Here is an 18,724-nt window from a genome sequence, read left to right as displayed (position 1 = left end):
GGACCGCACGATGCCAGTAATGCCGCACGATATTTGCCAGCTGCACCAGGGCAGTTCGCCCCTGCTGATTTCCATGCCTCACGTGGGTACCCGTCTGCCGGAGGAGCTGCTGGCCTCCTATAGTGCGGTTGGCCTGCAGGTCGACGATACCGACTGGCATATCGCCGAACTCTATGAGTTTGCCCTTGGCCTTGGCGCTTCCGTGATTCGTCCTTTTCATTCACGTTACGTGATCGATCTCAACCGGCCAGCGGACGGACAGAGCCTGTATCCGGGGCAGAACACCACCGGGCTGTGTCCGCTGACGACATTCGACAACCTGCCGCTGTACCGCGAGGGCTGTGAACCGGATGCCGCCGAGATCGCACGCCGCCTGCAGGTCTACTGGCATCCCTATCATGCGGCTCTGCAGGCCGAACTGGCGCGCCTGAAGGCAGTGCATGGCTACGCGCTGCTGTGGGATGCGCACTCGATCCGCTCGGTGATTCCGCATCTGTTCGAGGGCGAACTGCCGGTCTTCAATTTCGGAACTGCCAGCGCTGCTGCCTGCGCACCTGGTCTTGGAGAAGACTTGCTGGCGCTGGCACAGCAACTGGCACCGCAGTTTCCCGCCGTACTCAATGGCCGCTTCAAAGGCGGCTACATCACTCGTCATTACGGCCAGCCCGCCCGGCAGGTCCATGCCCTCCAACTGGAATTGGCGCAGCGCAGCTACATGCAGGAGCACGCACCTTATGCGTTGCAGGCAGCGCTGGCAGATCAGCTCAAGCCGGTGCTGCAGGCGCTGGTGACGCGCTTCATGGCGTTTCATCCCTGATGCGAGCCTGCGCCCGTACCATTTGATCCAGCGCAAACGCAGGCCAGCTGCGGCGCTGCAGCCCGGGCGGCTTGATGCATGTCAAATCCGTTCATGCAGGCGAGGCTTAGTATGCAGTCATACCAAGTCAACGCAATCCAGTCACCTGCTGAGGTCATCATGTTCAAGAACATCCTGTTGGCAACCGATGGTTCCCGTCTGTGCAACGAATCCGTCAAGGCCGCCATCGCGCTGGCCAAGAGCTGCGGCAGCACCTTGGTTGGCTTGTCGGTAGCAGGCAATCTGCGGGCCTTGTCGATTCCTGAAGTCAGCGTCGGCGTGGATGTGGAGCGCACCGATGAAGCCGGTCGCGAACGTGCCCTGGCCAGCGTCGAGATGATCACCGCGATGGCCCGTGAAGAAGGTGTCCCCTGCACGGTGCAGGTGGCTCAGGGCGGACGTCCCTATGAAGAGATCATGCGCGTGGCCGAACGCGAGCACTGCGATGCCATCATCATGGCCTCCAAGGCCCGTTCCACGCTGGGCCGCTTGCTGCTCGGCAGCCAGACCCAGAAGCTGCTGGCGCATAGCAAGGTGCCGGTGCTGGTTTATCGCTGATTGGCCGAAATATGAAGAGATGCGCACCGCATGCATGCGCATCGGACGGTTGAAAGTGCCGTCATGAAGGTTTGTGGTGTGGAGGGTCGGGCCGTTCCTGTGGAGAGGGACGGCCCATTTTTTTTGTCCGCGCATCGCGAGCCCGGGGCCGAAAGTTTGGAGAAAGACCTCGGCCTTTGTTACAGTCAGGCCTTGTTTTGAAGACGACAACAAGGAGCCCGCATTGACCACATCCCCTCATCAGGCCCACGGCGGTAACGCATTTACCCGCTTCTTCGCGCATGAAGCCGCTGGCGGCATCGTGCTGGCCATCGCTGCGGTGCTGGCGCTGATCATCAGCAACAGCAGCTGGCGAGAAACCTACGAGGCCTTCACCCGGATTCCCGGCAAGGTCGACATCGGTGGTCTTGTGGTGTTGTCCAAGCCGCTGCTGCTGTGGGTGAACGACCTGTGGATGGCGGTCTTCTTCTTCCTGGTCGGTCTGGAAATCAAGCGCGAATTCGTCGAAGGCGAACTGGCCTCCCGCAAACAGGCCATCCTGCCGGCGGCAGCGGCCTTGGGCGGTATGGTGGTGCCGGCGGCGATCTATGCGCTCATCAACCTGGGCGATCCGGTGGCGCTGCGCGGCTGGGCCATTCCCGCGGCCACCGACATCGCCTTTGCGATCGGTATCGTGATGCTGCTGGGGTCGCGGGTTCCGACCTCGCTCAAGGTTTTCCTCACCGCCGTGGCCATCATCGATGACCTGGGCGCCATCGTGGTCATCGCGCTCTTCTATACCGACAACCTCTCACTGGGCATGCTGGCCGGGGCCGGGGTAGGGACGCTGGTCCTGTTGCTGCTCAATCGCAGCGGCGTGCGGCGCGCAGATATCTACATCGTCGTCGGTCTGGTGATCTGGGTGTGCGTGCTCAAGTCGGGCATCCACGCCACGCTGGCCGGGGTGGTCACGGCGCTGGCCATTCCCATGCGCGACGCCGACGACCAGCCGCTGGCGGGTGCCTTGGAGCATGGCTTGCATCCCTGGGTGGCCTTCCTGGTCCTGCCCATGTTTGCCTTCGCCAATGCTGGCGTGTCCTTTCAGGGGATGTCGCTGGGCAACCTGTTTGAGCCGATCCCGCTCGGTATCGCCGGCGGACTGGTGCTGGGCAAAACCATCGGTGTCTTCGGTGCAGCCTGGCTGATGATCCGCAGCGGACTGGCCGCGGCACCGGCCGGTGCCAGTACCCGGCAGTTCATCGGCGTCTGCATGCTGTGTGGCATCGGCTTCACCATGAGTCTCTTCATCGGCGGCCTGGCCTTCCAGGGATTGAGTCCGGATTTCGAAGCCAAGCTCAAACTGGGGGTGCTGGGCGGCTCCATCCTGGCGGGCTTGCTGGGCACACTGGTCTTGTGGCGCAAAGAGATATCACCAGCGTGAACATCACGGTGCGCCGCATTTTCCATGCGGCCACTGTGCGTGTTGTCTATCAAAAACCTCATCAATACGCTTGAGACACATTAAAAGTCGCCATTTGGCGACGAAATATCGACTTTCTGTTTTGCGATGCAAAAAATTATATAAAAAATAATTGTTTGCACACCATTAGTGCGATTCCGGCCGGAAACGGGCTCCCGACAGGCTTCCGCTTCCACATGACGAAGTGAATCCCTACGACAACGAAATGCCGACCAGCAGCTCGGCCATGAATTGCTGCTGCGCAGAACAAGCGATTGTTTACATCACCTTTTGGCAGTAGCAAGATACTTGCACGGGCCTGTAACGGCGCGGCGTGGAAGGGCGCCGATGCTGACACTACTGACAACAGCGCCCGCAGCAAGCCGGGGATATTGTCTTTTCGACATTTTCACCCCTTGGGACGATAAGCCAGGCGAATAACAGCCCGGCCATCAAAAGCAGAGGAGACAAGCATGAAACTGATGGAATTGCTCATGAGCTACGGTAGCCAGGCACTGGTGTGGTATGCGATGTACGTGATCGTGGGGAGCTGTGCCTTCGGAGCTTATGTCTGGCGCCGCACCCATTTCGGTCACTGACCTCCAAACATTCACCCTGACGCACGCCGGAATGAACGCCGGCGCTGCGTGATCGACGCCAGGCGAGGGTACCGGACCAGTGCTGGCCTGAAGCATGCCGCTTCCCATCCCGCGCAAGGGCGTGGACATGGGGGCGGTGCCGTGCTGGTCTTCCGCGCGTATCGTCGACTCGTCATTTGACACCTGCATTTGCCTGCCAGAACGGCGGGGAGCGTCTTGCCGGCGCTCCTCGCCGTTCGCCGTTTTGGCGGTGGAGAAGGGCTGCAGCGGGCTTCCTCACGCAATCTCCAAGGATGAAAAAAAAGCTGCACCGCAGCTTTATTTTCTTATTTTGCGGTGCTATTCTCCTTTCCGCGCAAACGTTTGCGCACTTATAACGGCGTCTATCTTCTAGGAAACGCCGGCAACATCAATACTGGAGACCCAGATGAACAAATTCACCCGCCGCCATTTCGCCATCGCCGCCCTGGCATGTGCAGTCCTTCCCGGTGCCGCCATGGCACAGACTCCGGCCAAGCCCAAGGTGGCCCTGGTCATGAAGTCGTTGGCCAACGAGTTCTTCCTGAACATGGAGAACGGTGCCCGCGAATACCAGAAGGCCAACGCCAGCAAGTTCGACCTGATCGCCAACGGCATCAAGGACGAGCAGGACACCGCCAACCAGATCAAGATCGTCGAACAGATGATCGTTTCCAAGGTCAATGCCCTGGTGATCGCCCCGGCTGACTCCAAGGCCCTGGTGCCGGTGGTCAAGAAGGCCATCGACGCCGGCATCATCGTGGTCAACATCGACAACAAGCTGGACGACGCCGCCCTGAAGGAAAAGGGCATCACCGTGCCGTTCGTGGGCCCTGACAATCGCAAGGGCGCCAAGCTGGCCGGCGACTACCTGGGCAAGCAACTGCAAAAGGGTGACAAGGTCGCCATCATTGAAGGCGTGTCCACCACCTTCAACGCACAGCAGCGCACCCTGGGCTTCCAGGATGCCATGAAGGATGTCGGTGCGAATGTCGTGACCGTGCAGTCGGGCCAGTGGGAAATCGACCAGGGCAACAAGGTCGCCGCCTCGATCCTGAACGCGCATCCTGACATCAAGGCCATCCTGGCCGGCAACGACAACATGGCGCTGGGCGCCGTGGCTGCCATCCGCGCCGCTGGCAAGACCGGCAAGGTGCAACTGGTCGGTTACGACAACATCAACGCCATCAAGCCGATGCTGAAGGATGGCCGCGTACTGGCCACCGTGGACCAGTTCGCCCAGCAGCAAGCCGTCTTCGGCATCGAGACCGCCCTCAAGGCCGTGACCGAGAAGAAGCCGCAAAGCGCCCTGGGTGGCGTGGTCGAGACCAAGGTCTCGCTGGTCACCAAGTAATACCGACGCTCTCTCGCGTCTTCTCTGCAAGGTACCTGCGCCCGTGACCGGGCGCGGGGCTTTGCCTCTCCCTCCTTGTGCGCTACAGAACCATGCAGCCCAACGACTCTCCCTCCCAAGCTTCGCCCTTGCTGACCTTGTCCGGCATCGGCAAGAGCTACGCCGCACCGGTGCTCGATGGCATTGACCTGGACCTGCGTCCGGGCCAGGTGCTGGCCTTGACCGGCGAAAACGGCGCCGGCAAGAGCACGCTCTCCAAGATCATCTGCGGCCTGGTCGATGCCAGCGCTGGCGGCATGACGCTGGATGGCCAGCCCTATCAACCGACATCGCGCACGCAGGCTGAAGGCCTGGGCATCCGCATGGTGATGCAGGAACTGAACCTGATCCCCACGCTGTCGATTGCGGAAAACCTGTTCCTGGAAAAACTGCCGCGCCGCTTCGGCTGGATCGACCGCAAGAAGCTGGCCGAGGCCGCTCGCGCCCAGATGGAAGTGGTCGGACTCGGTGAGCTCGACCCGTGGACGCCGGTCGGCGACCTGGGCCTGGGCCACCAGCAGATGGTCGAGATCGCCCGCAACCTGATCGGCAGCTGCCGCTGCCTGATCCTGGACGAACCCACGGCCATGCTGACCAACCGCGAGGTGGAACTGCTGTTCTCGCGCATCGAGCGCCTGCGCGCCGAAGGTGTGGCCATCATCTACATCTCGCACCGGCTGGAAGAATTGAAGCGCATCGCCGACCGCATCGTCGTTCTGCGCGATGGCAAGCTGGTCTGCAATGACGACATCGGCCGTTATTCGACCGAGCAACTGGTGCAACTGATGGCCGGTGAGCTGACCAAGGTTGACCTGGATGCCGAACATCGCCACATCGGTGCTCCGGTGCTGCGCATTCGTAGCCTCGGGCGTGCTCCAGTCGTGCAGCCGGCCAGCCTGGCGCTGCATGCTGGTGAAGTGCTGGGCATTGCCGGCCTGATCGGCTCCGGCCGGACCGAACTCCTGCGCCTGATCTTTGGCGCAGACCGTGCCGATCAGGGCGAGATCTTCATTGGCGACAGCCAGCAGCCTGCGCGCATCCGCAGTCCCAAGGATGCGGTGAAGGCCGGTATCGCCATGGTCACCGAAGACCGCAAAGGGCAGGGGCTGCTGCTGCCGCAAGCCATCAGCGTCAATACCTCGCTGGCCAATCTGGGCAGCGTGAGCCGCGCCGGCATGCTCGATCACGCGGCCGAGAGCAGCGTGGCGCAGGACTATGTGAAGAAACTGCGCATCCGCAGCGGCAGCGTGGCGCAAGCCGCCGGCGAACTGTCGGGCGGCAACCAGCAGAAAGTGGTGATCGCCCGCTGGCTGTACCGCGATTGCCCCATCATGTTGTTCGATGAACCCACGCGCGGTATCGACATCGGCGCCAAGTCCGATATCTATCGCCTCTTCGCCGAACTGGCGGCGCAGGGCAAGGGCTTGCTGGTGGTCTCCAGCGACCTGCGCGAACTGATGCAGATCTGTGACCGTATCGCCGTCATGAGCGCAGGCCGCATTGCCGATACCTTCAGCCGCGATGACTGGTCGCAGGAGCGCATCCTGGCGGCCGCCTTCAGCGGTTATGTGGGACGCCAGGAAGCTGCCGCAGCGGCGCACGTGGCCGGCAATACTGCCTGAGTGGCCGCACTCTTCGGCCCGACTATCAACTGCCAAGAATCAACGAGACAGATGCAAACTTCTTCCTCTACCCCCGCCGCCAGCCGGCAAGCGGCCTACCTGGCCGGTTTCAAGAACTACCTGGGCCTGATCGCGGCCTTGCTGGCCATGTGCGTGATGTTCGCCTTCCTGAGCGAGAACTTCCTCAGCGCGGCTACCTTCATCACGCTTTCCAATGACATCCCGCCGCTGGTGGTGATGTCGGTGGGCATGACCTTCATCCTCATCATCGGCGGCATCGACCTCTCGGTCGGCTCGGTGATGGCACTGGCGGCCTCCATGCTGTCCATGGCCATGGTGCGCTGGGGCTGGCCGTTGTACGCTGCGGCCCCGCTGGGCGTGGTGGTGGCGGCGCTGTGCGGCACGCTGACCGGAATGGTCTCGGTGCACTGGCGCATTCCTTCCTTCATCGTCTCGCTGGGTGTGCTGGAGATCGCTCGTGGCCTGGCTTACCAGGTCACCAACTCGCGCACCGAATACATCGGCAGCGCGGTGGACGTGATCAGCTCGCCGATTCTGTTCGGCATGTCGCCGGCCTTCCTGTCGGCCATCGCCATCGTGATCATCGCCCAACTGGTGCTGACCCGCACCGTGCTGGGCCGCTACTGGATCGGCATCGGCACCAATGAAGAAGCGGTGCGCCTGTCCGGCGTGAATCCCAATCCCAGCAAGATCCTGGCCTTCGCCCTGATGGGCGCGCTGGCCGGTATCGCGGCGCTGTTCCAGGTCTCGCGCCTGGAAGCGGCCGATCCCAACGGCGGCGTGGGCATGGAGCTGCAAGTCATCGCGGCGGTGGTCATCGGCGGCACCAGCCTGATGGGCGGCCGGGGTTCCATCGTCAGCACCTTCATCGGCGTATTGATCATCTCCGTGCTGGAAGCGGGCCTGGCCCAGGTTGGCGTGAGCGAGCCGATGAAGCGCATCATCACCGGCGCCGTCATCGTGGTCGCCGTGATCCTGGACACCTATCGCCGTCGCGGCCAACGCCACGCCCGCTGAGCGAATTCGCCATGGCCACCATCAAGGATGTCGCCAGGCTGGCCGGGGTGTCCTACACCACGGTCTCGCATGTGCTCAACCAGACGCGCCCGGTCAGCAGCGATGCCCGTGAGCGCGTACTGGCCGCCGTCAAGGAACTGGACTACGTCCCCAGCGCACTGGCGCGGTCATTGCGCAGCAAGGTCACGGGCAGTATTGGCCTGATCATTCCCAACAACACCAACCCGTACTTTTCGGAGCTGGCGCGCGGGATCGAAGATCATTGCTATGGCGCCGGCTACAGCGTCATCCTCTGCAATTCCGACGATGATCCCGACAAGCAGCGCGACTACCTGCAAGTCCTGCAGACCAAGCGCTGCGATGGCCTCATCATCGCCACCCTGAACCAGGCCGATCTCAATCCGGCGGGCAGGCTCGATATTCCGACGGTCCTGCTGGACCGTGCGCCCAAGGAGCTGGACATCGATCTGGTCAGCACCGACAACGCGCTCGGCGGCAGCTTGGCGGCGCGCCATCTGCTGGACTTGCAGCGCCGCCACGTGGCCTGCATTGCCGGGCCGGATGGGCTGGAACTGTCGGACGAGCGCGTGCAGGGCTTCCGCCAGACATTGCAGGCGGGTGGGCTGGCGCTGGCTGAGGGCGACCTGCTGCATGCCGACTTCAGCGGCATCGGCGGTTATCAGGCTGCGATGCAATTGCTGCAGGGACGAGCGCAGGGCGCACGGCCGGATGCCATCTTCTGCTGCAACGACATGATGGCCATTGGCGTGCTGCGCGCAGCCGGTGAATTGCAGATCGAAGTGCCGGGAGAATTGTCGGTGGTAGGTTTCGACGATATCGAACTGGCGCAATTCGTTCATCCGCCCCTGACCACGGTGGCACAAAATACCCGCAAGCTGGGCAACCTGACGGCGCAGTTCCTGCTGGAGCGCATCGCCGACCCCGGCTTGCCGGCGCGCCGCGAGACGGTGGCACCGCAACTCCAGCTGCGCGGCTCGACCGGCCCGCGCCGGAACCCGACCTGAACAAGAAACACTTCAACAGAGCACGAGAGAACACACATGATCGTCATCATCGGCAGCGTCAACATGGACCTGGTCCTGCGCGTCCCGCGCATGCCCTTGCCGGGTGAAACCCTGGCCGGCGAAAAATTCATGACCATCCCCGGTGGCAAGGGCGCCAACCAGGCCGTGGCTTGCGCCCGCCTGGCCGCACCGGGCACCTCGGTGGCCATGGTGGCCTGCGTGGGCGACGATGCCTTCGGCGGCCAGATGCGCCAGTCGATCACCGCCTGCGGCATTGATGACCGTTACATTGACGAAGTCGCGGGCGAAGCCACCGGCATTGCCTCCATCATGGTCGACGCCAATGCCCAGAACAGCATTGTCATCGCCGCCGGTGCCAATGGCCGCCTGGACGTGGAGCGCATCGAACGCGCGCGCCCCGTGATCGAACAGGCTTCCATCGTGCTGCTGCAACTGGAAGTGCCGATGGAGACCGTCATCCACAGCATCGAACTGGCTCACGCCCTGGGCAAGACCGTAGTGCTCAATCCCGCACCGGCACAAGCCTTGCCCCGTGCACTGCTGCAAAAGATCGATTACCTGATCCTCAACGAAATCGAAGCCGCCATGCTGGCCGAGGAGCAATCCGAGGACATCCCGCTGCTGGCGCAGAAGCTACACGGGCTGGGCGCGCGCAACGTGGTGGTGACGCTGGGCGAGAAGGGCGTCTACGGCTCCTTCGCCGACGGCCAGCAGCGTCATCTGCCGGCGCGCAAGGTACAGGCGGTCGACACCACGGCGGCGGGCGACACTTTCATCGGCGGTTTCATCGGTGCCATTGCGCAGGGCCGCGATCAGTTCGACGCCATCGCCTATGCCCAGGCGGCGGCCGCCCTGAGCGTGACCCGCGTCGGTGCCCAGACCTCCATTCCCACGCGCGACGAAGTCGTGCTCTGATCGCTTATCTTTCTGATTGCCATGAAAAAGACTGCTCTGCTCAACGCCGCCATTTCCCAGGTCATCGCCACCATGGGGCATGGCGATACGCTGGTCATCGGGGACGTCGGTTTGCCTGCTCCCGCGGGTGTCCCCGTGATCGATCTGGCGGTGACCCGCGGCGTGCCGGACTTCATGACGGTACTCAAGACGGTGCTCACGGAATTGCAGGTGGAATTCCACGTCGTGGCCGATGAAATGCAGACCGTCAGCCCTGCGTTGGCAGCACAGATTGCGGCGCTGGACCTGCCGCAAGCGCGTACCCTGTCGCATGAAGCCTTCAAGCAGGCGACCGCCGCTGCCAAGGCCTATATTCGCACCGGGGAATGCACCCCTTACGCCAATATCATCCTCGGCGCTGGCGTGGTGTTCTGAGCAAGAGATTTACAAACAAACACATTTATACATCTAGTTGTGTGATGACTTTGCGACACTTGCTGAAATAGTGTCGCGCAACGGTTGTACGATGGGTTGCCTTGGCGCATCATGCGGGCTCCAGAATAAAAATACAGAGGAGCTTGTTTCCCTGTTCGATAACAAGAAGCTGGATCTTCGAGGACTGGAAGAGACAGACAATAAATGAACAGCATAGGGAACCAGCATGTTTGCATATTTCGGGAATCTCAAGGTCGGCGCGCGCCTGGCGATCGTGTTTGCCTTCATCGTCGCCTTGCTGGCCGTGGTGAGCATCACCGCCTTCATCAAGATCAACAACATCAATCGTGCGATCGACCAGATCGTCAATGACCGCTACCTGAAGGTGCGCTGGGCATTCGACCTGCGTGACGGCGTCAACGAGCAGATCAAGTACCTGCGTGGCATGGCCATCGACATCGGCAATCCGGCCGCCAATGAAAAGCGCATCGGCCAGCTGGACGTTGCGGTCCGCGCCAGCAAGGAAGCCCTGGACAAGATCACGGCGCGCCAGGTGACTGCAGTAGGCCAGAAGAAGGCCAAGGCGCTGGATGATGCGCGCCAGCTCTTCGAGACCAGCCGGACGCAGTTCCTGGCGTTGATCCGGGCAGGCCAAGGCGATGCCGCCGACGAATTCGTCCTGCGCAAGATCACCGACAGCCAGAACGCCTATCTTTCCCTCGCCACCGCCTTCGCCGATTCCCAGGACAGTCAGCTGCGTGCTGAAGGTGCGCAGGCCGTCGCTGACGGTGCTCTGGCGATCCAGGTCACCCTGGCTTGCTCGGCGGTCGCCGTGCTGGCCGCGATCCTGCTGGGGTATTTGATGGTACGTTCCATCGTCAAGCCGCTCAACGAGGCCGTCCGTGTGGCCGAGAACGTCGCTGCCGGTGACCTGACCACGCGCATCGAACCGCATTCCAGAGATGAGACGGGCCAACTGATGGCGGCCCTGCGCAAGATGAACGACAACCTGGTCGACATCGTCTCCGGTGTGCGTCGCAGTACCGACTCGATTGCCACCGCCTCGGGAGAAATCGCCAGCGGCAACATGGACCTGTCGTCGCGCACCGAGCAGCAAGCCGGTTCGCTGGAAGAAACCGCCTCGGCCATGGAAGAGATGACCTCCACCGTGCGCCAGAACGCTGACAATGCCCGCCAAGCCAACCAGCTGGCTGCCACGGCCTCCGAGGTGGCCTTGCAAGGCGGTGAAATCGTCGGCCGCGTGGTCACCACGATGGAAGAAATCAACCAGTCTTCGCGCAAGATCGTCGACATCATCGGTGTCATCGACGGTATCGCCTTCCAGACCAACATCCTCGCCCTGAACGCTGCCGTGGAAGCGGCGCGCGCGGGTGAGCAGGGCCGCGGCTTTGCGGTGGTGGCTTCTGAAGTGCGCTCGCTGGCGCAGCGTTCGGCGGCCGCAGCCAAGGAAATCAAGGGCCTTATCAGCGATTCCGTCGCCAAGGTGGAGGGCGGCAGCCTGCTGGTGGCCGAAGCCGGCCACACCATGGAGCAGGTGGTCAGCAGCGTGCGCAGCGTTACCGACATCGTCGGCGAGATTTCGGCCGCCAGTGTCGAGCAGAGTACCGGGATTGAGGAAATCAACCGGGCAGTGGGCCAGATGGATGAAAGCACCCAGCAAAATGCTGCCCTGGTCGAACAGGCCGCTGCCGCTGCGGGAGCCCTGCAGGACCAGGCCGCCAACCTGGCCACCGCGATCAGCATCTTCAAGCTGGTGCAAGGCCCGCAGGTGACCGTGGCAGCGCCTGCCAAGCCGGCAGCACCCGTCCGGCCGCCGGTCCGACCGCCAGTTCTGGCCCCGAAGGCAGCGGCCGTCCCGGTTCTCCGTGCGCCTGCCGTGGCGGTCCCGGCGTCCACACCCGCGAGCAAGTCCGCAGCGCGCGCTGACGAAGACCTCTGGGAAACCTTCTGAGCGGTTCCTGACGGTGCTGCCCTCCGCGCTGCCGCTACTCTGACAAGCAGGTGGCGCAGCCTCCTATAGCCTTGGCGCGTCCGCCAGCTGATACTGTTGCGTTTGCAGAACGCAGATCAGTCGATGGCCAGCGGCCAGGGAGGAAGGGGAAACATGCGAGAGGGCGGGGAGACGGCAATCACCATCATGATGAGGCGGGGTTTCAGGTTCCTGACCTGGGTGGGCCTGACGCTGGTCGCATTGATAGCCACGCTCGCGCTGGCCGTTGCCCTGTTCGACTGGAACCTGGCCAAGCCCTGGATCACGCGCCAGCTCTCTGCTGTGCTGGCGCGCGAGATTCGTGTCGATGGCCCCATCACGCTGGGGTGGTCGCTGGCTCCTGCGCACAAGGACGGCAGCAGCCCCTGGCTCCCCCAACTGCATTTCACTGCGCGCGAACTGCATATCGGCAATCCCGAGTGGGCCAGTAGCGCCGACCACCTGCTACGCGCCCGCACGCTGGATCTGCACTTTTCTCCCTTGCCGCTGCTGCGCTGGCATTGGCACATTACCGACCTGCGCGTCGAAGGCCTGGACCTGGTCATGGAACGCGCCGATGAGCGTCGCAAGAGCTGGCGCTTTTCCGACCAGCCACGTTCACGCTGGAGTTTCGACATTCATCAGATCGTCTTCGAGCGCGCACAGATCCGTTATGTCGACCAGCCGCTGAACATGGATCTGCACTTCGATGTTCGACCGCTGGTCAGTTCGGCTAACCAGGCCGCGGAGGTACGCCAGGCAGAAGGCCCTGCCAGTGTCGGCCCTGCCAACCCATCGGCCATGGTGTTGCAGGCCGCGATCACCGGGCGCTTTGGAGATGCCAGCATTCAGGGCAATCTGCGCGGCGGAGCCTTGCCCGATCTCCTCAATGAAGACAGTATTTATCCCTTGCAGGCCGAAGGTGAGGTTGGCGAAGTCCATACGGCGTTATCGGGCAAACTCATCAATCCTCATCAATTGACCCGTGCCGAACTGCAGTTGCAACTCAGCGGCGACAGCCTCGACCGGCTTTACGCCGCCAGCGGTGTCCCGCTTCCCGCCACGCGGCCCTTCACGACCCAAGGTCAGCTCAGCATCACCCGCCTCGATACCGAGACCCGCGCCTGGGACTGGCACTATGCGCACTTCACCGGAAAGGTCGGTGACAGTGATTTCTCCGGCGATGCGCAGTACTACCGCGGCCCCCCCAAGAATCGCTTGCGCGTGACGGCCGAGGCGGGCCTGCTGCGCCTGTCCGACTACGTTCCCGATGCAGGGAAAAAATCCGGCGCGCATCCGGACAAGACCGCCACCCGCGTTCTTCCCGATCAGCCCGCCAAACCACAGCGCTGGGCCAAGCTGGATGCCGAGATCGCCTTGCATGCAAAACGCGTGCAGTTGCATCCGGACATCGACTTGCAGGACGCCAGCACCACGCTGCGCCTGCAAGACCAGGTGCTGACCGCCGCGCCACTGCACTTTGCCCTGGCCGGTGGCAAGGGAGAAGGAGAGATCCGCCTGGACGGACGCCAGACCGATATCGGCGCGAAGCTGCAACTGCAAGTGCAGGGTGTGCAGGTGCGTGAACTGTTCCCGCGTCTGGCCCGTATCGATGCCAGCTTCGGCAAGGTCGATGGCCGCGCCACGCTGACTGGTAGCGGCAATTCGGTCGCAGCCATGCTGGCCCATGCCAATGGCGAAATCAAGGCGGACCTCAGCCAGGGCACCATCAGTCAATTCATTCTGGAGGCGGCCGGCCTGAACCTGGCCAATGCAGTGTTCGCCAAGCTGTATCGGGACCAGCAGGTCAAGCTGCTGTGTGGTGCCGCCGATGTTGGCATCAAGGACGGACTGGCGCAGGTGCGTCATGGCATTCTCAATACCGAGGATGCCGCCATCGACATCAGCGGCCAGGTTGATCTGGCCAAGGAAACCCTCTCGCTGGACGTGGTTCCGCGCACCAAGCAGGTTCGCATCCTGTCGCTGCGTACGCCCTTGTATGTACGTGGCACGTTCGCAAAACCGGACATCGGTGCCAGCAAGGGGGCTCTGGCCGCGCGGGCTGGTGCGGCCGCCGCATTGGCACTGGTGGCGCCGGTGGCCGCAGTGATTCCATTGATTACGCCGGGACAGAAGATTCCCGACGACTGCGCGCCGCATGCCGCTGCGGCACCCTCTTGAAAGGATTACGTTTCAGTCGGTGAATTCGAAGACGGCATCAAAATCGGGCAGGGCCACCAGCACCCGTTGCGCATCCTGCTGCAACGGCAGTCCGAGCGCGCGCGCGCCCGCGGCGACAATGGCCCGGTCCGCCCCGAAGAAACGCAGCATGGCAAAGGCCGCCGGCCGCGAGGGAGCATGCTCGGCCAACGTGTCGAGACGTGAAGCGAGGGCAGGAGCATCCAGGAACTCCAGCTGGAAGCCATCTTCCCACTGGCCCAGCCGTGCATACGAAAGGCGGGTCGCCTGAGGATCGCGATCAACCACTACCATGCTGGCAACACCGCGCGCACCATTGGCGTGGGCCATCCACTGCGGACGCCAGACCAGTTCGGGCGTGAAGTGATGGCAGGCATAGACGCGTCCGGCGGCGAACTGGCCGGGAATCAGGCGGACCGTGGAGAAGCGCGCATCGATGGCCACCCCGTCCACTTCCACCGGCCGCGAGAAGTGCTGCACCGGTTGCACGGCCAGCCCCAGCGCCTGCCAGGCGTCGTGGCAGGCGGGGATGTCGTCGACGGCATAGACCAGGCCATCTAGGCCGAGCGGACTGTCGAGGATTTCCTGGCGGACTTTTTCGCTCTCGCGGGGCTGGCCGATCAGCTCCAGGTAACCGCCTTCGAACATGACCAGATGGTTCACCGAGCCCAACGTATGATGGCCGCGCGGTGTCAGCGTAAAACCGAGCGCATGCAGTTGCGCGTGGGCACGATCGATCTGGTAGTGGGTATTGAGGACCACGTGATCCAGCCGGGCAAGAATATTTTGCGAGGACGGGAGCGTTTTGGAGGAAGCGGTAGTCATAAAAGCCAATCAACAAGAAAGAGCGCGCCAACCAGCAGCGGGCTGCCATTGTAAGGGCAGCCACATGGACTGTCAGGGCGGGGGGATTTGTCCGGGAATCTGGCCGCAGGGGCAGGGTTTCCATTACTATGCCGACAAGCTCTACCGTAACGACGCAAGCGTGGTGGCGGAGGACGCTCAATCAGAACAGTGCGACGAGGAAGGGCGTAATCTTGGATCAGCAAGCGGCAACGGCAATGGAAAGCAATTCCCCTTTGAGCAGAGCGTATCGGCACGCCTTGCTGGAGGCGATCGATGACGGTTTCTGCATCATCGAATTCATCGATGGTCCGCATGGACCGCTCAGTGACTACGTCCACATCGAAGCCAATTCGGGCTATTACCGGCATACCGGCATCGAGGGCATTGTCGGCAAACGCCTGCGCGAGATCGAGCCGGACAATGCCCAGGTCTGGCTGGATGTCTATGGCCAGGTCCTGCTGACCGGCCAGCCGCTGCGTTTCGAACAGGAATTCCAGGCCGTGGGCCGGCACATCGAAGTCTCGGCCACGCGCGTCGGGCCGGTGGAGATGCGGCAGGTCTCGGTGCTGTTCCGCGACATTACCGTACGCCGCCGTACCGAAGCCGCTCTGCGCGAGAACGTCCAGCGCGTGCAGCTGGCCATGGAGGCCGGGGCCATCATCGGCACCTGGATCTGGGACATCCCCTCCGACCGGTTCAGCGTGGATGACGGTTTTGCGGCCGCCTTCGGCGTCCCTCCTGAGAAGGGCCTGATTGGCCTGAAGCTGGAAGATCTCATGCAGTCAGTGCATCCGGACGACCGTGATCTGCTTTCCATCCGCATCCGCGAAGCCCTGGCGCGTGGCGGTGCCTATGCCCACCAATACCGCACGCGCCGCCGCGACGGCCGCTACTACTGGCTGGAAGCCAATGGCCGCGTGGAGTTGACCTCGGACGGCCATGCCAGCACCTTCCCCGGTGTGCTGATCGACATCGAAGGGCGGCGCGCCGTCGAAGCCGAACGCGATCGCGCACTGGCTGCGCTGCGCGCCCTCAACGACACGCTGGAACAGCGCGTGCAGGAGCGTACCAACGCCTTGCTGGAAGCCGAGGAAGCCCTGCGCCAGGCGCAGAAGATGGAAGCCGTGGGCCAGCTCACCGGCGGCCTGGCACATGACTTCAACAACATCCTGGCCGGCATCAGCGGCAGCCTGGAACTGATGAAAGTGCGGCTGGCCCAGGGCCGCATCTCGGACATCGAGCGCCACCTCAATGGCGCGCAATCTGCCGTCAAGCGTGCGGCTTCATTGACGCAGCGGCTGCTGGCCTTCTCGCGCCGGCAGACGCTGGATCCGAAATCGGCCGACCTGAACCGCATCGTGGCCGACATGCACGAACTGATCGGCCGCAGCGTGGGCCCGGCGATCACGGTGGAAACCATCGCGGCAGGTGGCCTGTGGAACACCTTCGTTGACGTCGGCCAGCTGGAAAACGCCTTGCTCAATCTGTGCATCAATGCCCGCGACGCCATGCCGCACGGCGGGCGGCTGACCATTGAAACCGCCAACCGCTGGCTGGACGACATTGCCGCCATGCAGCGCGGTGTGCCGCCGGGCCAGTACGTGTCGCTGTGCGTGAGCGATACCGGCACCGGCATGTCGCCGGATGTGGTGGCGCGCGCCTTTGATCCTTTCTTCACCACCAAGCCGACCGGGCAAGGCACGGGGCTGGGGCTGTCCATGGTGTATGGTTTTGCCGGCCAGTCGGGCGGTGCGGTGCGCATTTATTCAGAACTGGGTCAGGGTGCGACGCTCTGCATCTACCTGCCGCGCCACTTGGGCGAAGCCGGGGAAGAGGACCTGCCGTTGCCGGACGACGGCTCTGCGGCGGCAGCGCCTGGCAGCAAGACCATTCTGGTGGTCGATGACGAACCGCTGGTGCGCATGGTGACGGTGGAGGTCCTGAGCGATCTGGGCTACAGCGTGCTGGAGGCGGAAGATGGTCCCTCGGCCTTGCGCGTCTTGGCCGCTTATCCCGAGCTGGATTTGCTGGTCACCGACGTCGGGCTTCCCAATGGCATGAACGGCCGCCAGCTGGCCGATGCCATCCGCGCACCGCGGCCCGAATTGCCGGTGCTGTTCGTGACCGGCTATGCCGAGAATGCGGTGCTCAATCATGGTCATCTTGAACGCGGGATGCAGGTCTTGACCAAGCCGTTTGCGGCCGATGTCCTGGCGCGCAGGGTCAGGGAGCTGGTGGGGCAGGAGAGTTCGGATCGCAGCGGGTGATACGGCACCGGGGCTGCCTCCGGCGGCGGGATCGGGTGCCCGAGTGGTGCGTCGTGTTTTCCGATCCCTACGTGCTCGCTCCGCCACCACCGCTGAGGACGGCCCATCCCTCGCGTAGGTGGTCGGGGTATTGCGGCAAGTGTTGATCGGACTTGGGCGGCCTGACGACACTAATTCGCTTTGCCGCTGCACTCTGCGGCATCCCATCTGCATTTCGTCGCATCCCGCTATCGTCCTGCCAGCAGCCTCAGCAGAATCGCTCCACCGATTCGCTGAAAGCCTGCCATGTCCCTCACACCTCTCATCGCACTCCATTTGAGCGTCGCACTCGCTGCGGTCGTCATTGGACCCTTCGCCTTCTGGGCCCGGCTCGGCCGCACGGTGCGGCCACGATGGCACCGCGCCCTGGGCTATGCCTGGTTCAGCTGCATGGCCGTTACCGTGCTTTCGGCGCTCTTCATCCGTTCGCATGACCTGCCCAACATCGCGGGCTATACGCCGTTGCATCTGCTGGTGCCAGCTACGGCCTTCCTGCTCTACCGCGGACTCGCGGCGGTGATGCGTGGTGATATCGCGCTGCATCGGCGCACCATGCAGCGGGTCTACATCGGTGCTTGCCTGGTGGCGGGGGCCTTCACGTTGCTGCCGTCACGCTATCTCGGCCAACTGATTTGGGGGCAATGGCTGGGTTGGCTTTGATGGCTAGACGGCCGCGCCGAAGAAAGACCCGATCGCCGCCGTACACCCCATGGCCAGCGAGCTCCACAAACTCACCCGCAAGGCTCCTTTCCACAAGTTGGCACCACCGGTTTTGGCCGCGACCGCACCCAGTACCGCCAGCGACAGCAGGGCGGCAATCACGATGGCCGGCAACAGGCTGGCGACCGGTGCCAGCAGCACCACCGCCAGCGGCAAGGCTGCGCCGACGGCAAAGCTCAGGGCCGAGACGATGGCTGCCTGGACCGGCCGCGCTGCCGTGGTTTCGGAAATGCCCAGTTCATCGCGCGCATGCGCATCGAGGGCATCGTGGGCCATCAATTGGGTGGCGACCTGATGCGCGGTCTCCTGATTCAGTCCCCGGCGCATGTAGATGCCCATCAATTCGCGATGTTCGCCTTCCGGATCCGTGGCCAGTTCTTCGCGCTCCTGGCTCAGGGCGGCGTGTTCACTGTCCGCCTGTGAGTGCACGGAGACATATTCGCCGGTCGCCATCGACATGGCGCCCGCGACCAGGCCGGCGACGCCGGTCAGCAGCACGTTCTCATGCGTGGCATTGGCCGCCACCACACCCACCAGCAGGCTGGCAGTGGAGACGATGCCGTCGTTGGCACCCAGGACGGCGGCGCGTAGCCAGGAGATGGCGTCGACCTTGTGATGTTCGAGATGGAATTTGGCCATGACACTTCTGTTCATATACAGGGTTGCGGAATGGCGCAGATTCTAGGGCTGTGCTGCGGCAAAGGCCACGACAATTAGCGAAAATGAGGGCAATTCGTATTTGATGGCGAACGGATGGCGCAGCTTG

General features: G+C 63.0%; 16 protein-coding genes. 14 read left to right on the top strand and 2 right to left on the bottom strand.

The genetic code is table 11. The annotated features are described in order from the left end of the window. Positions 1-19 precede the first annotated feature (19 nt). The 12 genes from hutG to ACWHXP_RS08325 all read left to right on the top strand — a co-directional run bounded on the left by hutG (position 20) and on the right by ACWHXP_RS08325 (position 14,068). Entirely contained in the window at positions 20-817 is a 798-nt protein-coding gene (gene hutG, locus ACWHXP_RS08380) for an N-formylglutamate deformylase (protein ID WP_489634031.1), read from the top strand. A 159-nt stretch (positions 818-976) separates the two neighbouring features. Next, the gene (locus tag ACWHXP_RS08375) at positions 977-1,414 is read left to right on the top strand and encodes a universal stress protein (protein ID WP_039788122.1); all 438 of its coding nucleotides are present in this window, start codon (positions 977-979) and stop codon (positions 1,412-1,414) included. A 223-nt stretch (positions 1,415-1,637) separates the two neighbouring features. Then, positions 1,638-2,834: a Na+/H+ antiporter NhaA gene (nhaA, locus tag ACWHXP_RS08370; protein ID WP_209532807.1), complete on the top strand. Its 1,197-nt coding sequence runs from the start codon at positions 1,638-1,640 to the stop codon at positions 2,832-2,834. 491 nt (positions 2,835-3,325) lie between these two features. Next, positions 3,326-3,451 (top strand): hypothetical protein, encoded by a 126-nt coding sequence (locus ACWHXP_RS08365; protein WP_255475291.1) that lies wholly within the window; start codon positions 3,326-3,328, stop codon positions 3,449-3,451. 427 nt (positions 3,452-3,878) lie between these two features. After that, positions 3,879-4,823: a sugar ABC transporter substrate-binding protein gene (locus tag ACWHXP_RS08360; protein ID WP_039788120.1), complete on the top strand. Its 945-nt coding sequence runs from the start codon at positions 3,879-3,881 to the stop codon at positions 4,821-4,823. A gap of 92 nt (positions 4,824-4,915) precedes the next feature. Further along, a complete protein-coding gene (locus tag ACWHXP_RS08355) occupies positions 4,916-6,484 on the top strand; it encodes a sugar ABC transporter ATP-binding protein (protein WP_134222354.1) in 1,569 nt (522 codons plus the stop codon). A 51-nt stretch (positions 6,485-6,535) separates the two neighbouring features. Continuing rightward, positions 6,536-7,522, top strand: coding sequence for an ABC transporter permease (locus tag ACWHXP_RS08350; RefSeq protein WP_121040189.1), 987 nt, complete (start codon positions 6,536-6,538; stop codon positions 7,520-7,522). An 11-nt stretch (positions 7,523-7,533) separates the two neighbouring features. Then, positions 7,534-8,547, top strand: a complete 1,014-nt coding sequence (locus ACWHXP_RS08345) for a LacI family DNA-binding transcriptional regulator (protein WP_121040191.1) — start codon at positions 7,534-7,536, stop codon at positions 8,545-8,547. Between the two features lie 36 nt (positions 8,548-8,583). Next, a complete protein-coding gene (gene rbsK / locus ACWHXP_RS08340; RefSeq protein WP_310157950.1) occupies positions 8,584-9,483 on the top strand; it encodes a ribokinase in 900 nt (299 codons plus the stop codon). 21 nt (positions 9,484-9,504) lie between these two features. After that, on the top strand, positions 9,505-9,897 hold the full coding sequence (gene rbsD, locus ACWHXP_RS08335) for a D-ribose pyranase (protein ID WP_034341119.1): 393 nt from the start codon (positions 9,505-9,507) through the stop codon (positions 9,895-9,897). Between the two features lie 226 nt (positions 9,898-10,123). Beyond that, on the top strand, positions 10,124-11,869 hold the full coding sequence (locus tag ACWHXP_RS08330; protein WP_489634032.1) for a methyl-accepting chemotaxis protein: 1,746 nt from the start codon (positions 10,124-10,126) through the stop codon (positions 11,867-11,869). Between the two features lie 186 nt (positions 11,870-12,055). Then, entirely contained in the window at positions 12,056-14,068 is a 2,013-nt protein-coding gene (locus ACWHXP_RS08325) for an AsmA family protein (protein ID WP_489634033.1), read from the top strand. Positions 14,069-14,080: 12 nt separating this feature from the next. Here the strand turns inward: ACWHXP_RS08325 and ACWHXP_RS08320 are convergent, their stop codons facing one another. Beyond that, a complete protein-coding gene (locus ACWHXP_RS08320; RefSeq protein ID WP_489634034.1) occupies positions 14,081-14,911 on the bottom strand; it encodes a VOC family protein in 831 nt (276 codons plus the stop codon). A gap of 236 nt (positions 14,912-15,147) precedes the next feature. Between ACWHXP_RS08320 and ACWHXP_RS08315 the strand changes: the two genes are divergently transcribed. Both ACWHXP_RS08315 and ACWHXP_RS08310 read left to right on the top strand, forming a co-directional pair. Continuing rightward, positions 15,148-17,199 (top strand): response regulator, encoded by a 2,052-nt coding sequence (locus ACWHXP_RS08315; protein ID WP_489634035.1) that lies wholly within the window; start codon positions 15,148-15,150, stop codon positions 17,197-17,199. A 285-nt stretch (positions 17,200-17,484) separates the two neighbouring features. Beyond that, the gene (locus ACWHXP_RS08310) at positions 17,485-17,898 is read left to right on the top strand and encodes a DUF2306 domain-containing protein (RefSeq protein WP_209568972.1); all 414 of its coding nucleotides are present in this window, start codon (positions 17,485-17,487) and stop codon (positions 17,896-17,898) included. A 3-nt stretch (positions 17,899-17,901) separates the two neighbouring features. Here the strand turns inward: ACWHXP_RS08310 and ACWHXP_RS08305 are convergent, their stop codons facing one another. Continuing rightward, positions 17,902-18,597 carry a VIT1/CCC1 transporter family protein gene (locus ACWHXP_RS08305; protein ID WP_034341368.1) on the bottom strand — a complete coding sequence of 232 codons (696 nt, stop codon included), beginning with the start codon at positions 18,595-18,597 and terminating at the stop codon, positions 17,902-17,904. Positions 18,598-18,724: the final 127 nt, after the last annotated feature.

This window comes from Herbaspirillum sp. Her2 (assembly GCF_057961375.1).
Note: the sequence above shows the minus strand (reverse complement) of the source record. Positions and strands in the feature narration are given on the sequence as shown.

Coding starts and splice junctions, on each gene's coding strand:
- hutG (WP_489634031.1), top strand. CDS start 20: ATGCCGCACGATATTTGCCAGCTGCACCAGGGCAGTTCGCCCCTGCTG.
- ACWHXP_RS08375 (WP_039788122.1), top strand. CDS start 977: ATGTTCAAGAACATCCTGTTGGCAACCGATGGTTCCCGTCTGTGCAAC.
- ACWHXP_RS08365 (WP_255475291.1), top strand. CDS start 3,326: ATGAAACTGATGGAATTGCTCATGAGCTACGGTAGCCAGGCACTGGTG.
- ACWHXP_RS08360 (WP_039788120.1), top strand. CDS start 3,879: ATGAACAAATTCACCCGCCGCCATTTCGCCATCGCCGCCCTGGCATGT.
- ACWHXP_RS08355 (WP_134222354.1), top strand. CDS start 4,916: ATGCAGCCCAACGACTCTCCCTCCCAAGCTTCGCCCTTGCTGACCTTG.
- ACWHXP_RS08350 (WP_121040189.1), top strand. CDS start 6,536: ATGCAAACTTCTTCCTCTACCCCCGCCGCCAGCCGGCAAGCGGCCTAC.
- ACWHXP_RS08345 (WP_121040191.1), top strand. CDS start 7,534: ATGGCCACCATCAAGGATGTCGCCAGGCTGGCCGGGGTGTCCTACACC.
- rbsK (WP_310157950.1), top strand. CDS start 8,584: ATGATCGTCATCATCGGCAGCGTCAACATGGACCTGGTCCTGCGCGTC.
- rbsD (WP_034341119.1), top strand. CDS start 9,505: ATGAAAAAGACTGCTCTGCTCAACGCCGCCATTTCCCAGGTCATCGCC.
- ACWHXP_RS08330 (WP_489634032.1), top strand. CDS start 10,124: ATGTTTGCATATTTCGGGAATCTCAAGGTCGGCGCGCGCCTGGCGATC.
- ACWHXP_RS08325 (WP_489634033.1), top strand. CDS start 12,056: ATGATGAGGCGGGGTTTCAGGTTCCTGACCTGGGTGGGCCTGACGCTG.
- ACWHXP_RS08320 (WP_489634034.1), bottom strand. CDS start 14,911: ATGACTACCGCTTCCTCCAAAACGCTCCCGTCCTCGCAAAATATTCTT.
- ACWHXP_RS08315 (WP_489634035.1), top strand. CDS start 15,148: ATGGAAAGCAATTCCCCTTTGAGCAGAGCGTATCGGCACGCCTTGCTG.
- ACWHXP_RS08310 (WP_209568972.1), top strand. CDS start 17,485: ATGTCCCTCACACCTCTCATCGCACTCCATTTGAGCGTCGCACTCGCT.
- ACWHXP_RS08305 (WP_034341368.1), bottom strand. CDS start 18,597: ATGGCCAAATTCCATCTCGAACATCACAAGGTCGACGCCATCTCCTGG.